Source organism: Enterobacter sp. CPE_E863, from assembly GCF_046521465.1.
Taxonomy (GTDB): domain Bacteria; phylum Pseudomonadota; class Gammaproteobacteria; order Enterobacterales; family Enterobacteriaceae; genus Enterobacter; species Enterobacter adelaidei.
The window spans coordinates 1764082-1779658 of the sequence record NZ_JBKFZX010000001.1; the positions used below are offsets into that span (position 1 = coordinate 1764082).

Here is a 15577-nt window from a genome sequence, read left to right on the forward strand (position 1 = left end):
ATGAAAACGATGAAATTTTTGCTGTTGCTGTGTTTTTTTGTGGGCTGGAATTATGCCCACGCCGGGACGTGCATGACGATCGTTCCGCAGACGTCTACGCTGTCGGTGGGCACCCTCACCGTGCAGCGCGATGCGCCTGTTGGAACGGTGATATTCTCCGGTGCTGCGTCGGGCACCGGATCGTATCTGACCGGTTGCACCAATCCATTAATGCTGGGTTTTAGCATGCGTTATAACGGCGCCACGCTCAGTACCTATGGGAATCATGTTTACAATACCAACGTCAGCGGGATTGGGATTCGATTTTCATCGAACAATTATTTCGAAAACCCGAGCAATACCTTCTCATATAACGCACAAACCTCATACGTCGACTGGTATGGCGGAAAAATTGAACTGGTGGTGACCGGGCTGGTTTCATCTGGGGCACTCACGCCAGGCGTAATCGGTGTGGTAACCCTTCAGGGCAGCGACGCTATTTATCGCGATGGTCTGACAACGCAGTTAAGCAGCGGAACGATCAATGCCCTGGCATGCACAATTAATACGCCACAACTAACCTTCGCCATTGGAAATATACCCACCTCATCTTTTAACGCAGGCGTGGGAACGTCGCCGGCAGGGGCGCAAAATACGCAGAATCTCGGATTAAACTGCAGCACCGGAACCAATATTAACGTCACTTTAAGCGGTATTCAAAATCCGGATATCAGCAATACCAGCGTAATGGCCTTAACGGGTCAAGGTAATACCGGAACGGCAAAAGGAGTGGGCGTTCAACTCATCTATAACGGTACTCCACTGGCCATGAATAGCCGCCTGTTATTAAAACAGTCGACGGGTGGAGTCGAAACGCTCCCGTTAACGGCCCGTTATTATCAAACGCAGGGGACCGTTCAGTCGGGAACGGCCAACGCCTCGGCCACGCTTAATATAACCTACCAGTAGCAGGTGAGAAGATGAAAATATCGCACAAAAAAACGCTCCTGCTTGCCCTGTTGAGCTGGAAGGTGTTTTCAGCCGATACGGTCAATATTGGCGTAACGGGGAATATCGTTGCGTCACCCTGCATATTTAATGGCGGAAATACGAATCTGGATATTAATCTTGGCAATATTCAGGCATCAAATATGGTGACGCCGGGATCCACGTCTGACCCGGTTGCGTTCAATTTGCTCTTTACAAGTTGTCCGCTGGGAACCCGTAGCATCACGGTGACGTTCACAGGTAACTCGGATCCCGCAGCAGGGGCGGACTACTACATGAACAGCGGCTCGGCCACTGGCGTTGCCGTCGCTATGAGTGACGCCGCAACCGGCTCGCTTAAAGGGACTGGCTCCAGTATCACAAAGGCCATTGCGGCAGACAGCACTGCCACGATGCCTATGCAGGCCTGGGTAAAATCCGCTTCAGGCGGTGCAACGCCCGGAAGCATCAGTGCAGTTGTCGTTATGACCATGCAATATAATTAGTTAAGCAGACGTTCTGGAGGTAAATGTGCATGCCATTCACTTTTTATTGAAAGGGATGACGGTGTTGGTTCTTATTTTTTCAATTATATGGGCCTTTATTGACTCCCCCTCATTTAATAACAGCAGTATGGAGCGAAATAGCGATTCAGAGGTGGTGGTAGGTTGCCATTTCAATTCACTCATGGCAGCGGATTAACCTATGCTGAACATTCTGATAAAAGAGTCTGATTTACTGTTTCAGTATGGCTTACAGGTCTTTCTCGCTGATTTATTTCAGCGAGGTTTCAGAGAAGAGGTCCAGTTTTCATCTCATTTTACCCATGACGGCGTAAGTGTCGCCGATATTGTGGTGCTCTCGCTGTGTGTCGGCGAGGTTTTCACCTGCATACCGGAGTTACAGTCGCGTAAAAAGGGGATCGTGATAGGCCTGGTGGATGACGAGTGTCGTGAAGCAACGACCCCGTCATGTTTTGAAGATATTATTTTAATTTCGCGAAGAGCGTCGGTTTTGAAGATCAGAGAGATAATCTATTTTGCCTGGTATAAAACGCAGTCGCCCGGCTATCGCTGGAATAAAAATGTCTGTCTTGACTGCCATCATAAAAAACTTTCTCCACAGCAGATCCGCATTATGGCGAGTTTTTATAAAGGACTGTCGGTCATGGAGATTGCGCACGAGTTGAATATCAGTGATAAGACGGTATTCAGCCATAAATATATGCTGATGCAAAAATTCGATCTGCGAAATGATTATGAATTAATCGTGTTGCTTAACAGACTGGCCGAGAAAAATAGCGCTCCCAATTTTTTTCGGGACTATCTAACCATGGATATCAAGAACTATGAGGTTGCCGCGTCGTCTGCCCGTTAAATATGCCGTATTTTTAGCCAGCGCGGTCGCGTTCAACGTTAGAGGAGCCGGATTAATTGAGAATGACCGCCAGCTGCGGGACGATCTGGCGTGGTTAGCCGGGCGTCATCTGTTCGCATTATCGCTATCAACCCGGCCGCTAAGTGAGTCGGAAATCAGCCGTACGATGGTGGCGCGGTATGACGCTCGCGATCCGGTGAGCGAGCAGGTTGTTCGCCGGGTTCAGATGCGCCTTGCGCAGATAAAAACGCTCATCGTGCCGTGGGGTGACGTGGCAACCGGTCGGGACCCGCTGCCGCAGGGACCAGGCATATTCAGCGGGCAGAACAGTCGTTGAGTACGATGCTAAACACCAACGGTGAGTACTGGGATGTCACGCTTCAGGGGAACGTAGACGAAACACAGTGGGTTTCCGATGCCTCACATCTGAACCCGAACGGTAGCTATGCTGCGGTAAGCGTTGCGAATCAATGGTTGAGCTTTGGCGAGATCCCGCAGTGGTGGGGCGGAAGAGGACGCCCTCAGACGTTGACAGCGTTTCGTGATGGCTTTTCTTGGCCGGGATAATACGGGAAGCCAGAAACGCGACCCGGGCGACCAGTTGGGCGGCATCGATCTCCAGATCCCGCCAGGGGAGATGCCTATCGCCCTTTACGGGCAGGTCATATCACGGCGGTCTGTATCAGCAGGGCTGGCCGCTGGCAGATTCCAGGTAGGAGATGACGCGGGTCTGATGGTGCAGTTCTCTATGCATAGCCCTCCCTGATTTTTCACACCGGGTGGCGCTTCGCTGACCCTGCCTACAAAATCTCAGGTGTTGGCAGGGTCAGGCGTCGCCGCTTCCCGGCATATTCTCAGACGTTGAGGGCAGTGATTAGCCGCGTCTTCATGCTTTGATAGGCCGTGGTCGCATAGTCCTCCGCCCAGCGCTGATCCTCAATCGCCTCCAACTGCACCGCGCAGTATTTCGTCTCCGGCGTTTTGGAGATGGGATCGAGGTTGTCCTGCGTCAGTTCGTTACAGGCCCCAATCCACCACTGATAGGTCATATAGACCGCCCCGGCGTTGATACGCTCGCTAATGCTGGCGCGGGTAATCACTTTACCACGACGCGAACGCACCCAGACCAGTTGCCCGTCTGTAATGCCCAGCTTAGCTGCATCGGCAGGGTTCATTTGCACGCGGCCAGGCTCGTCGGCCAGGCTTTGCAGCGCGGCGCAGTTCCCGGTCATGGAGCGGCAGGAGTAGTGCCCCACCTCGCGTACCGTACAGAGCACCAGCGGGAAATCCGCATCCGGGGTTTCCGCCGGCGCGCGCCACGGGGCGGCAAAGAGCTGCCCTTTACCGGATGCGGTGTCGAACTGATTGCCTTTGTACAGGTACGGGGTTCCCGGATGATCCAGCGTCGGGCACGGCCACTGGACATGACCCATCTCACCCATTTTTTCATACGTCACGCCGAAGAACAGCGGGCACAGCTCGCGCATCTCGTCCCAGATCTGCTGGTTAGACTCGTAATGCATCGGGTAGCCCATTTCGCTTGCGAGCAGGCTGATGATCTCCCAGTCGCGCTTCACGTTGCCGCTGGCTTCGATGGCTTTGCCAAAACGCTGGAACCCCCGGTCGGCACAGGTAAATACGCCGCCGTGTTCGCCCCAGGAGGTGGCGGGGAGAAGAACATCCGCCACTTCCGCTGTTTTGGTCATAAAGATGTCCTGAACTACCACAAAGTCGAGGGCCTCAAAACCGCTGCGAACCAGGCCGAGATCGGCCTCGGTCTGAAGCGGATCTTCCCCCATGATGTAATAGGCTTTGACCTTACCTTCCAGTGCCAGGTGTGGCACTTCAGTTATGCGTGTTCCGACACGATCGTCCATTTTGTTGACGTCAATCCCCCACGCATCAGCGAACTTCTGCCTGATTGCCGGGTCCGTGACGTCCTGGTAACCCGGGAACATATTGGGTAGAACCCCCATATCGCAGGCGCCCTGTACATTATTTTGGCCGCGTACAGGGCCAACGCCGACGGCAGGTCGTCCAAGGTTGCCGGTCAGCAGCGCCAGGCTGGAAAGTCCTTTGACCACATCGACAGCCTGACCAAACTGCGTTACACCCATGCCCCACATCACGGTGGCTGACGGTGCCGCCGCAAAAGTGCGCATCGCCTGTCGAACATCGCGGGCGGGAATGCCGGTAAGATGTTCGACATTCTCTGGTGCGTAGTCTTTTACCGTCTGACGATAGGCCTCAAGCCCTTCTGTAAAACGCGCAACGTAGTTTTTGTCATAGAGTTCTTCTTCCAGCAGCACATAACCAAAGGCGTTCACCAGCGCCATGTTGCTGCCGTTTTTCAGCTGCAGATGCTGGTCGGCAATGCGCGCCGTTTCAATGCGACGCGGATCGCAGACGATAATTGTTGCGCCGTTCTCACGCGCCTTCAGCACACGTCTGGCGACGATAGGGTGGGAGTCCGCGCAGTTATAGCCGAATACCAGCAGGCATTTTGAGTTTTCAATATCGCTGATCGAGTTGCTCATTGCGCCATTGCCCAACGTTTCCTGTAAGCCGGCAACGGAAGGGCCGTGACAGACGCGCGCACAGCAGTCAACGTTGTTGGTGTTCAGCACAGCACGGGCAAATTTCTGCATCACATAATTTGTTTCATTCCCGGTACCACGTGAGGAGCCGGTGGTCATGATCGACCGTGGGCCGTACTGCTCTTTAATGCTGCTGAGTTTGTGGGCGGTATAGCGGATTGCCTCTTCCCAGGTGACGGGAGTAAATGCCTCTCCTTTGTGGTAGCGGATCATCGGTTGGGTCAGGCGTGGGGTGAGGAGACGGGTATCGTTGAGGAAATCCCAGCCGTAAAAGCCTTTCAGACACAGGGAGCCCTGGTTTGTGACGCCCTCTGCCGCTTCGGCACGGATAATACGGTTATTTTCAACGACAAGGTTTAATTTACAGCCTGCACCGCAGTAGGGGCAGACGCTGGCGATCTTTTTCATCAATAACAGACCTGTTAAGAAATGAAGCAAAGTTGGCTGGAAGACCCAGCCCCGTAAACGGAGGTAAGCAGGAACCGTGCCAGGTTGGCTTTGCTGGCTTTACAGGGGTTAAGCGGGGAGGGCGCGTGTCATCGTCAGAACATTCGTCAGTTTTGACGATGACACGAGAGCAGGCTGAGTGGCTGTGATATTACAGGTCGTCCATGGTGTAGCCAACGACGATTTCCAGCGTCTTGCGAATAACATCCGCCTGGACAACGTCGTTGGTCGATTCCAGCGTCTGAATAAGCCAGAGGATGATCGCTTTGTTGGAGAGATGCCCTTCGGAGGCCAGAACACAGCGTACTGCAGTAGAAAAAACAGCGGACTCTTCAGCAAAACGATCGCCTGCGTGACGGAAATATTCCGACAGCGCACTGTCTAAAAAAGCAGAATGGTATTCGGGTTGAAGCTGAATATTTTGTCTCATTTGTTCTCACCGTAGCTGTTAAATGACAGTCAATGTATTTTTTTGGGATCGGACGGTTTTCCACTTCCAAATAACGGCACAACATTGTCTCTGTTATCGTTGAGAGATCCCTCTCTGTTCGTTCGTCCTTGCGCGGTTCTGCGACGTGTAAAGGCGATGCTGTTTGAGCCGATCTCGGCAATCACCACCGCAAGTGTCTCCCGCCGCCGGGGATCCTTTTCATGTTCTTTCATGACCCGCAGACGCTGCAGCAATCCTTCGGTTGTGACTGGCCCCCGCTCTTTCAGAAGAGAAAGGGCGGCTTCACCGATAAGCTGGTCTATCAGTCGATCTGCGTCACTGCTGTTCATGGCATTACCGCTCGAAGAGGAGACCAAGCAGCATGTGATAATGTTGTTCCCCTTCCGGGCCATCGGCTCTTTCGAGGCGGCTTAACAGTTTGGTACAGAGCGCTTTGCGATTGAGGTTTCGCCCGTCGCTAAGAATTTCAACCACGACCTGACCCAATGTTTCCTGCTGAGTAGGAAGTGCGGCTTTTTCGAAGTACTGTGCAATCGCTGCTGCCGAATCTGCGACATAACCGTTCTGTTGCATGTTTCACTCCTGTAAAAATTCGTAATCAGTAACGTTACATTTAAGGTATACACAATTCTCAAATCTGTACATTAAAAATGTACAGATTTTGGATTTATTTGTGATATTTTTTATTAATTATAACTATTTCAATGGGTTGTTTGCATGCCACAAAATGGTAACTCTACAAGATATATTGTACAAATCAGAGCGGCACTGTTAAGTTGTACAGAGCAGAAAATGGAGTCATTAAATGGCGTAAATGATTGAGGTGTAAATTATTTGTCAGGCAATTAATGTGCTATAACAGATCCTTATCCACATGTTTTTGTGGTCATAACCCTAACCCCCCAGGAATAGCATGCTTACAACCATCATTTACCGCAGTCATATCTGCGAGGACGTTCCAGTGAAAGCGCTGGAAAAAATGGTCGCTGCTGCAAATAGTAAAAATCGGCAATCCAATGTCACGGGGATCTTGCTGTTTAACGGCACACATTTTTTTCAATTGCTCGAAGGGCCAGTGGAACACGTTTCGTCAATCTATGAGCAGATCTGTAAGGACGCACGTCACCATAACGTGGTGGAGTTGATGCGCGATCACGGGCCGACCCGACGTTTTGGCAACGTGGGTATGGAGCTGTTTGATTTGCGCCAGTTCGACAGGGAGGAGGTACTTCAGCAGGTGCTTAACAAAGGCACCACGCGTTATCAGTTGACGTACAATGACCGTCCTTTGCAGTTTTTCCGCACCTTTGTCGAGGCCACTGAGAAAGCCAACTATTTTGAATTGCCTCCGGCGGATTCATGGGATTTTATCCCCGAAGAAACACCGCTATCCGCGCAACCTGAGGTGGTGGCAAAAGGAGCGGACTGCAGTTTTGCGTTTCAACCCATCGTCGATCCGTTCATGCAGCAGGTCGTCTCCTGGGAGGCGCTTCTCCGCACCCCTGACGGCAATGCTCCTGGGGTCTACTTCGCTAACCGACCGCGTGAGGAAATGTATGCGTCTGATTTGCACAGCAAGCAGGTGGCGCTCTCAATGGCCAGCGCGCTGGGGCTACAGGACCAGACATTATCCCTCAACCTGCTGCCTATGACGCTGGTTAACGTACCGAACGCCGTGGACTTCCTGCTCACCACGATTGATGCAAATGGCTTTGTGCCCGAGCAAATTGTGGTGGAATTTACGGAGAGCGAAGCCATTTCCCGTTTCGATGAATTTACCCATTCGGTCAGGCAGTTAAAAAGTGCGGGTATCAGTGTGACGATCGATCACTTTGGTGCCGGTTTTGCCGGGCTACAGTTACTGGCACAGTTCCAGCCGGACAGAATTAAAATTAATCGCGACCTGGTCGCAAACGTGCACAAAAGCGGCCCCAGACAGGCCATCATTCAGGCGATCATCAAGTGCTGTACTTCCCTTGAAATTCAGTTCTGTGCGGTCGGTGTGGAGAAGGCTGAAGAGTGGATGTGGCTGGAGTCTGCAGGAATTTCTCAGTTTCAGGGACACCTTTTTGCCAGCCCGCGACATGGCGGAATTCCGGCTATTGCGTGGCCAGAGAAAAAGTACGAGTTCTGAAAAAACTGTACACAGTTTGACTGACGTGACTGTACTAACGGTAAAATTTATACAACAATGTATTAACAGGTAAATGGCTTGTAACGTATTCACCTGCTTAAAACGAGGTCTTAGTTATACAAATGGGTTGTACAATCTGATAAGGTTGGTGTAGTTAGGTATGGAAGTACTGTGCGTGAGGGAGTTAATGGCCTATTACAGTATCGGCGAAGTGGCCGAACGATGCGGTATCAACCCCGTTACGCTGCGTGCCTGGCAGCGCCGTTATGGATTGTTGAAGCCGCAGCGCAGCGAAGGGGGTCATCGTCAGTTTGACGATGAAGATATCCTGCGTATTGAAGAGATCAAGCGCCTGATGAAAAGCGGCGTCTCGGTCGGAAAAGTCAAAGCCTTACTGGAAAACAAGGACGTACTGACTCAGGGTAACTGGGTTTCATTCCAGGAAGAGATGATGACCGTTCTGCGTTATGCCAGCCCGGCAAAGCTGCGCGCCAAAATTGGTGAGTATCGCCGCGATCACGCGCTGGATGCACTGATTGATAACATCATCTCTCCCGTCCGCCAGCGAATGAATCAGGACCAGAACACCGTGCGTCACATGGCAAGCCTGCTTGACGGCGTCCTGATTGAATTCGCGATTGCAAGCCTGGCGGAGTCCCGCAAGAAAGCGGGTAAAGACGCGCTGCTTATTGGCTGGGAATGCGAGGACCGTACTCATTTGTGGCTTGAGGCCGCACGCTTATCGCAGAAAGGCTGGCATATTGATGTGCTGGCGGAACCTATTGACTCACCGCGTCCGGAACTTTTCCCGGGGCAAAAAATCTTCGTCTGGACGGGGAAATCCCCAACGCCTCGCCAGCAGGAACAGCTCGATCACTGGCGTGAACAGGGTTTCTCTGTGTCGTTTCATATTTAAACTAAGGGGTCCGGAAGGGCCTTTTTGCTTTAGATTTCGTCATCACCTGACCTGTTTCGTCAATCGAGCGGCGTCGGTTCGTTGATTTCGAATGCCATAATACAATAGCGTACAAAAAATAGAATAATTGATGTTCATTAAGCACAATACTCTACTTTTTTTCGGAAAATAATGTCATTAGCCTGCGATTAGCTATCACGGATTTATCTTCAGTACCGTAAGTATTTTTGATTGCTTTTTCTCAGGGCGGAATCCTTGGGGGATAGTTTGTATTTTTCAAAGTATTTTTCCTAAGGTTGAGTATAAATTAAATTATGAGGTTATATAGGATGAGGAAAAATAGCATTTTTTATTCAGGCCAGCGGCGTTCTGATGTAAGCAATAGTTATCTTCTGGGAAATGGTTACCGTGGTTTTAACCCCATTCTGAAACGTTTTACTGGCCAGGATACATGAGCCCATTTGACGCCGGGGGGGGGAACGGTTTTGCCTATTGCAGTGGTGATAGCATTAATAACACTGATGCATCCGGGCATGGTCCATTGCTGGATTTTATTTTCATCTTTGCAGGTTTTGTTGGGCGTAATGTTCGCAGAGCCTCTGAAGAAATGGAAGTTGCCGGACAGGCAATGAACAGAGTCGAAGGGATGATGGATTTGGAGGTTGGTAGAAATGTTGTTTCAGCAGTTGCCACAGACGGTTCTTCATTTACTCCAGGAGATGCCTTAAACGCGCAAAAGGGATTTTTCGAAGATTTTTTGCGCCAACAAGATATTTTAGTAGATGGCTGGCAAAGTAATAACAAATTTAGCGCGTTCTATAATAGTGATAGCCGTAAATTGAAAGGCACAATAAAACTTGTGCTCAACAAGGAAGGTGGGTTTACAGCTAGAATTAAGCTTACGAAAAGAAGAGCATATCGCTTAAGTTGGGGGGAAGTTCGGGTGTTATATTTAGGAGACCAAGCCAGACGGTGGCTAAATATTATCTTGATTCCACTGTGCATAAAACCTTTATCAATCATTTTGAACGTTCGGTGCGAAGCCGTTTTCTGCATGCCCTACCAGATTATGCCGAGGCCTCTCAACTCTTTAGACCACGCCGACAAGGTCCGCGCATTGCCGTTGAAAATCTAAATTTACCCCCTGCCTATGATACACTGGGTTTATTGTTTGATTCTGCACCTCCCGCATATAGTGAAGTGTAAACACGTTTTATTTTGCCGATATATAGTGTAAATCTTCCAGGCCAGGCCATTCGGTATGATTGAATAAGCGCCATCTCCAGGGTGGTGCTTACATATGCTGCCTGCCCGTTGTTCACTGCAAGACAAAAATCTATCTTAAAAATAGGCATTTCCGATGCATATTTTATTTTTTCCTCTTCCTTCGTGTTTTTGGATGAATAATGCATTATTTATCAATGTATTGAACAATTAAATCCATCCCTCCGGCCTGTCGCAACAGGGTCTATGCTTAATAAAAGTAGCCAAAAAGGGCGGTTTAGCCGAATGCCCCTGCTGCCAGAGGGTTGAAGTGATAATCGTTATCACTAACATGGTGTTATGCCCTGATGGCTAATCAGATGAGGTGGACCTATGGAACTGCATTCAGAAACCTTCAATCCTGCCGATTTTACCTGGCGCGGTTTAACGCTCACGCCAGCGGCGGCGGCACATATTCACGAGCTGGTGGCGAAAAAGCCCGAGATCCTCGGCGTGCGCCTTGGAGTCAAACAGACGGGATGCGCAGGCTTCGGCTACGTGCTTGATACCGTCACCGAACCCGAGAAAGATGATCTGGTCTTCGAGACCGACGGCGCAAAATTGTACGTCGCGCTGCAGGCCATGCCCTTTATCGACGGTACAGAAGTGGACTACGTACGGGAAGGTTTAAACCAGCTGTTCAAATTTCACAACCCGAAAGCCCAGAACGAATGCGGCTGTGGCGAAAGCTTTGGGGTATAGGCGGAACTATGTCTCGTAATACTGAAGCAACGAGTGAAGTAAATACCTGGAGCGGGGGGCACCTCAACTATAAAGAGGGGTTCTTCACCCAGCTGCAGACCGACGAGCTGGCGAAAGGCATTAACGAAGATGTCGTGCGGGCGATCTCGGCGAAACGTAATGAGCCAGAGTGGATGCTGGAGTTTCGCCTGAGCGCTTACCGCGCGTGGCTGGAGATGGAAGAGCCGCACTGGCTGAAAGCGCATTATGACAAGCTGAATTATCAGGACTACAGCTACTACTCAGCGCCATCCTGCGGCAGTTGCGACGATACCTGTGCCTCTCAGCCTGGCGCAGTACAGCAGACTGGCGCTGAAAACAGCTTCCTCAGCAAAGAGGTGGAAGAAGCCTTCAACCAGCTGGGCGTGCCCGTACGTGAGGGCAAAGAGGTGGCGGTAGACGCCATTTTTGACTCCGTCTCAGTGGCAACCACCTACCGTGAAAAGCTGGCAGAGCAGGGGATCATTTTCTGCTCCTTCGGTGAAGCCATTCACGAGCACCCGGAACTGGTGAAAAAGTACATTGGGACCGTGGTGCCCTCTAACGACAACTTCTTTGCGGCGCTCAACGCGGCGGTGGCCTCTGACGGTACCTTTATCTATGTGCCGAAAGGCGTGCGCTGTCCGATGGAACTCTCGACATATTTCCGCATCAACGCCGAAAAAACCGGTCAGTTTGAACGGACCATTTTGGTGGCCGATGAGGGCAGCTATGTCAGTTACATCGAAGGGTGTTCCGCCCCGGTGCGTGACAGCTACCAACTGCACGCGGCGGTAGTGGAGGTCATCATCCATAAAGATGCCGAGGTGAAATACTCAACGGTACAAAACTGGTTCCCGGGTGACGGCAATACCGGTGGCATCCTGAACTTCGTGACCAAACGTGCGCTGTGCGAAGGTGAAAACAGCAAGATGTCGTGGACCCAGTCAGAAACGGGCTCGGCTATCACCTGGAAATACCCGAGCTGCATTCTGCGTGGGGATAACTCCATCGGTGAGTTCTACTCTGTGGCGCTGACCAGTGGCCATCAGCAGGCCGATACCGGGACCAAGATGATCCACATCGGGAAAAATACCCGGTCGACCATCATCTCGAAAGGCATCTCCGCCGGACACAGCCAGAACAGCTATCGTGGTCTGGTGAAAATCATGCCGACGGCCACCAATGCGCGTAACTTTACCCAGTGCGACTCGATGTTGATTGGCGCGGAATGCGGGGCGCATACCTTCCCGTACGTTGAGTGTCGTAACAATACCGCCCAGCTTGAGCACGAGGCGACGACGTCGCGTATTGGGGAAGATCAGCTCTTCTACTGCCTGCAACGCGGGATCAGCGAAGAAGATGCTATTTCGATGATTGTGAACGGCTTCTGTAAGGACGTGTTCTCTGAACTGCCGCTGGAATTTGCCGTTGAAGCCCAGAAACTCCTCGCCATTAGTCTTGAACACAGCGTCGGTTAAGGAAAGCACATGTTACGTATTAAAGATTTACAGGTTAGCGTGGAAGACAAAGCGATCCTGCGTGGCCTCAATTTTGATGTCAAACCGGGTGAAGTTCACGCCATCATGGGGCCGAATGGTTCCGGGAAAAGTACGCTTTCAGCGACGCTGGCAGGCCGTGAAGATTACGAAGTGACCCACGGCTCGGTCGAATTTAACGGCAAAGATCTGCTAGAAATGTCCCCGGAAGATCGTGCGGGAGAGGGCATCTTTATGGCCTTCCAGTACCCGGTAGAAATCCCTGGCGTCAGTAACCAGTTCTTCCTGCAAACGGCGCTGAATGCGGTGCGCAAGTATCGCGGCCTGGAGGCGCTGGACCGCTTCGATTTCCAGGATTTGATGGAAGAGAAGATCAAACTGCTGAAAATGCCGGAGGATCTGCTCACCCGCTCGGTTAACGTTGGTTTCTCTGGGGGTGAAAAAAAACGCAACGACATCCTGCAGATGGCGGTTCTGGAACCCGCGTTGTGCATTCTGGATGAGACCGACTCCGGTCTGGATATTGACGCCCTGAAGATTGTCGCTGACGGCGTTAACTCCCTTCGCGATGGTAAGCGTTCGTTCATTATCGTCACCCACTATCAGCGTATTCTCGACTACATCAAGCCGGACTACGTCCACGTGCTTTACCAGGGGCGCATTGTGAAATCGGGTGATTTTACGCTGGTTAAACAACTGGAGGAGCAGGGTTATGGCTGGCTTACCGAACAGCAGTAATGTGCTCCAGCAGTGGCACAGACTGTTTGAAGCCCAGGGGGAGACACGATCTGAGCAAGCGCAGCAACATTTACAGCAGATGCTGCGTCTCGGCCTGCCTTCGCGAAAGCATGAGAACTGGAAATACACCCCGCTTGATGGCCTGATGAACGGCGAGTTTGTCACCCGTCTGGCGGATATCACCCCGGTGCAGCGCGATGCGCTGGCACTGAGTGTGGATGCCGTGCGTCTGGTGTTTGTCGATGGTCAGTTCCGCCCGGAACTGAGCGATGACACGCAGGAGAGCGGGTTCGGCATCGCGATTAACGACGATCGTCAGAGCCTGACGACAGCAGTTCAGCCGGAAGTGTTTCTGCATCTCACTGAAAGTCTGGCGCAGTCGGTGACGCATATTCATGTGAAGCGTAACCAGCGCCCGGCCAAACCGCTGTTGCTGATGCATATCACCCAGGGGCTGGACGGCGACGAGATCAACACGGCTCACTACCGCCATCATCTTGAACTGGCTGAGGGGGCGGAAGCCACGGTGATTGAGCATTACGTCAGTCTCAACGATATCCGACACTTTACCGGATCGCGTCTGACGATGAACGTTGCCGCCAATGCCCATCTTCACCATATCAAGCTGGCGTTTGAGAATGCGCAGAGTCACCACTTCGCCCATAACGATATTTTGCTCGGTCAGGATGCCGCAGCCTACAGCCACAGTTTTCTACTCGGTGGCGCCGTGCTGCGCCATAACACCAGCACGCAGCTTAACGGTGAAAACACCACGCTGCGCATCAACAGCCTGGCGATGCCGGTCAAAGCGGAAGTGTGCGACACGCGCACCTGGCTTGAACACAACAAGGGCTACTGCAACAGCCGTCAGTTGCACAAAACCATTGTCAGCGACAAAGGGCGTGCGGTGTTTAATGGCCTGATTAACGTGGCGCAACACGCGATTAAAACTGACGGGCAGATGACCAATAACAATCTGCTGCTGGGGCGACTGGCGGAAGTGGATACCAAGCCGCAACTGGAGATCTATGCCGACGACGTGAAATGCAGCCATGGTGCGACGGTCGGGCGGATTGATGATGAGCAGATGTTCTACCTGCGTTCCCGCGGTATCGACCAGCAGGCGGCGCAGAAAATGATTATCTATGCGTTTGCCGCCGAACTGACGGAAGCGTTGCACGATGGCCTGTTAAAACAGCAGGTGCTGGCCCGTATTGGTCAGCGTCTGCCTGGAGGCGAAGTATGAGTTTTCCCGTAGAGAAAGTGCGGGCAGATTTTCCGGTTCTGACCCGTGAAGTGAACGGTCTTCCTCTGGCCTACCTGGACAGTGCGGCCAGCGCACAGAAGCCGAATCAGGTGGTGGATGCGGAAGCCGAGTTCTACCGTCATGGCTACGCCGCCGTGCATCGGGGGATCCACACGCTGAGTGCTGAAGCGACTCAACGCATGGAGAATGTGCGTACGCAAATAGCCGCCTTTCTCAATGCACGGTCACCGGAAGAGCTGGTGTTTGTGCGGGGTACCACGGAGGGGATCAACCTTGTTGCCAACAGCTGGGGCAATGCGCAGGTCCACGCAGGTGACAACATCATCATCACCCAGATGGAGCACCACGCCAATATTGTGCCGTGGCAGATGCTCTGTGAGCGTGTGGGGGCGCAATTGCGGGTCATTCCGTTGAATGAAGACGGGACGCTGCAGCTCGAGCAGCTTGACGCATTACTCGACGATAAAACCCGGCTGGTGGCGGTCACTCAGGTCTCCAACGTACTGGGGACGGAAAACCCGGTCGCAGAGATTGTCGGGAAAGCCCATCAGACCGGCGCGAAGGTGCTGATTGACGGTGCTCAGGCGGTAATGCACCACGCGGTTGATGTTCAGGCGCTGGACTGTGATTTCTACGTCTTCTCCGGGCATAAGCTGTATGGCCCAACGGGGATTGGCGTGTTGTATGTGAAAGAGGACATCCTGCAGGCGATGCCGCCGTGGGAAGGAGGCGGGTCGATGATCGCCACCGTCAGCCTGTCGGAAGGGACTACCTACGCCCGTGCGCCGTGGCGTTTTGAGGCGGGGACACCTAACACAGGCGGGATTATCGGGCTGGGGGCGGCGGTCTCTTATGTCTCCGCGATCGGCCTTGATAGTATTCAGGAGTACGAACAGCTGCTGATGCACTATGCGCTTGCGGAGCTTGCCAGCGTGCCGGATCTGACCCTCTATGGACCTGCCGACCGGCAAGGGGTGATCGCGTTTAATCTCGGGAAACACCACGCCTATGACGTGGGCAGTTTTCTCGATAACTACGGCGTGGCGGTCCGTACCGGACACCACTGCGCCATGCCGCTGATGGCGTTTTACCAGGTGCCGGCAATGTGCCGCGCGTCGCTGGTGATGTACAACACAATGGAAGAGGTCGACAGACTGGTGGCAGGGCTAAAACGTATTCACCAGCTGCTGGGCTAACGGAGA

At 52.3% G+C, this 15577-nt stretch carries 18 protein-coding genes; 14 read left to right on the forward strand and 4 right to left on the reverse strand.

What is annotated here, in order from left to right:
• The 6 genes from ACLHV8_RS08680 (at position 1) to ACLHV8_RS08705 (ending at position 3109) form a co-directional block, all read left to right on the forward strand.
• Complete coding sequence (locus tag ACLHV8_RS08680; RefSeq protein ID WP_108090132.1) at positions 1-948, forward strand: fimbrial protein; 948 nt, start codon at positions 1-3, stop codon at positions 946-948.
• Between the two features lie 11 nt (positions 949-959).
• Complete coding sequence (locus tag ACLHV8_RS08685) at positions 960-1472, forward strand: fimbrial protein (RefSeq protein ID WP_208593895.1); 513 nt, start codon at positions 960-962, stop codon at positions 1470-1472.
• A 199-nt stretch (positions 1473-1671) separates the two neighbouring features.
• Complete coding sequence (locus ACLHV8_RS08690) at positions 1672-2343, forward strand: helix-turn-helix transcriptional regulator (protein ID WP_208593896.1); 672 nt, start codon at positions 1672-1674, stop codon at positions 2341-2343.
• Complete coding sequence (locus tag ACLHV8_RS08695; RefSeq protein WP_208593897.1) at positions 2315-2680, forward strand: hypothetical protein; 366 nt, start codon at positions 2315-2317, stop codon at positions 2678-2680. The genes ACLHV8_RS08690 and ACLHV8_RS08695 overlap by 29 nt, the downstream gene beginning before the upstream one ends.
• Positions 2677-2910: a hypothetical protein gene (locus tag ACLHV8_RS08700; RefSeq protein ID WP_208593898.1), complete on the forward strand. Its 234-nt coding sequence runs from the start codon at positions 2677-2679 to the stop codon at positions 2908-2910. The genes ACLHV8_RS08695 and ACLHV8_RS08700 overlap by 4 nt, the downstream gene beginning before the upstream one ends.
• Positions 2888-3109: a hypothetical protein gene (locus ACLHV8_RS08705; RefSeq protein ID WP_108090127.1), complete on the forward strand. Its 222-nt coding sequence runs from the start codon at positions 2888-2890 to the stop codon at positions 3107-3109. The genes ACLHV8_RS08700 and ACLHV8_RS08705 overlap by 23 nt, the downstream gene beginning before the upstream one ends.
• 88 nt (positions 3110-3197) lie before the next feature.
• Here ACLHV8_RS08705 and fdhF read toward each other — a convergent pair whose 3' ends face one another.
• The 4 genes from fdhF to ycgZ all read right to left on the reverse strand — a co-directional run bounded on the left by fdhF (position 3198) and on the right by ycgZ (position 6411).
• Positions 3198-5348: a formate dehydrogenase subunit alpha gene (fdhF, locus tag ACLHV8_RS08710; RefSeq protein ID WP_208593899.1), complete on the reverse strand. Its 2151-nt coding sequence runs from the start codon at positions 5346-5348 to the stop codon at positions 3198-3200.
• Positions 5349-5538: 190 nt separating this feature from the next.
• Positions 5539-5817 (reverse strand): biofilm/acid-resistance regulator YmgB/AriR, encoded by a 279-nt coding sequence (locus ACLHV8_RS08715; protein ID WP_028017255.1) that lies wholly within the window; start codon positions 5815-5817, stop codon positions 5539-5541.
• Positions 5818-5846: 29 nt separating this feature from the next.
• Positions 5847-6167, reverse strand: coding sequence for a hypothetical protein (locus ACLHV8_RS08720; RefSeq protein WP_049006380.1), 321 nt, complete (start codon positions 6165-6167; stop codon positions 5847-5849).
• A 4-nt stretch (positions 6168-6171) separates the two neighbouring features.
• Positions 6172-6411, reverse strand: a complete 240-nt coding sequence (gene ycgZ / locus ACLHV8_RS08725; RefSeq protein ID WP_208593900.1) for a regulatory protein YcgZ — start codon at positions 6409-6411, stop codon at positions 6172-6174.
• Positions 6412-6751: 340 nt separating this feature from the next.
• Here ycgZ and ACLHV8_RS08730 point away from each other — a divergent pair, with 340 nt between their 5' ends.
• The 8 genes from ACLHV8_RS08730 to sufS all read left to right on the forward strand — a co-directional run bounded on the left by ACLHV8_RS08730 (position 6752) and on the right by sufS (position 15571).
• Entirely contained in the window at positions 6752-7972 is a 1221-nt protein-coding gene (locus ACLHV8_RS08730; protein WP_208593901.1) for a diguanylate phosphodiesterase, read from the forward strand.
• Positions 7973-8159: 187 nt separating this feature from the next.
• Positions 8160-8888 (forward strand): MerR family transcriptional regulator, encoded by a 729-nt coding sequence (locus tag ACLHV8_RS08735; protein ID WP_208593902.1) that lies wholly within the window; start codon positions 8160-8162, stop codon positions 8886-8888.
• Positions 8889-9339: 451 nt separating this feature from the next.
• Entirely contained in the window at positions 9340-10023 is a 684-nt protein-coding gene (locus tag ACLHV8_RS08740; RefSeq protein WP_208593903.1) for a hypothetical protein, read from the forward strand.
• 461 nt (positions 10024-10484) lie between these two features.
• Entirely contained in the window at positions 10485-10853 is a 369-nt protein-coding gene (gene sufA, locus ACLHV8_RS08745) for a Fe-S cluster assembly scaffold SufA (RefSeq protein WP_028017260.1), read from the forward strand.
• Positions 10854-10861: 8 nt separating this feature from the next.
• The gene (gene sufB / locus ACLHV8_RS08750; RefSeq protein ID WP_208593904.1) at positions 10862-12352 is read left to right on the forward strand and encodes a Fe-S cluster assembly protein SufB; all 1491 of its coding nucleotides are present in this window, start codon (positions 10862-10864) and stop codon (positions 12350-12352) included.
• A gap of 9 nt (positions 12353-12361) precedes the next feature.
• Positions 12362-13108, forward strand: a complete 747-nt coding sequence (gene sufC, locus ACLHV8_RS08755) for a Fe-S cluster assembly ATPase SufC (RefSeq protein WP_028017262.1) — start codon at positions 12362-12364, stop codon at positions 13106-13108.
• Entirely contained in the window at positions 13083-14354 is a 1272-nt protein-coding gene (gene sufD, locus ACLHV8_RS08760; protein ID WP_049006365.1) for a Fe-S cluster assembly protein SufD, read from the forward strand. The genes sufC and sufD overlap by 26 nt, the downstream gene beginning before the upstream one ends.
• Positions 14351-15571, forward strand: coding sequence for a cysteine desulfurase SufS (sufS, locus tag ACLHV8_RS08765; protein WP_208593905.1), 1221 nt, complete (start codon positions 14351-14353; stop codon positions 15569-15571). The genes sufD and sufS overlap by 4 nt, the downstream gene beginning before the upstream one ends.
• Positions 15572-15577: the final 6 nt, after the last annotated feature.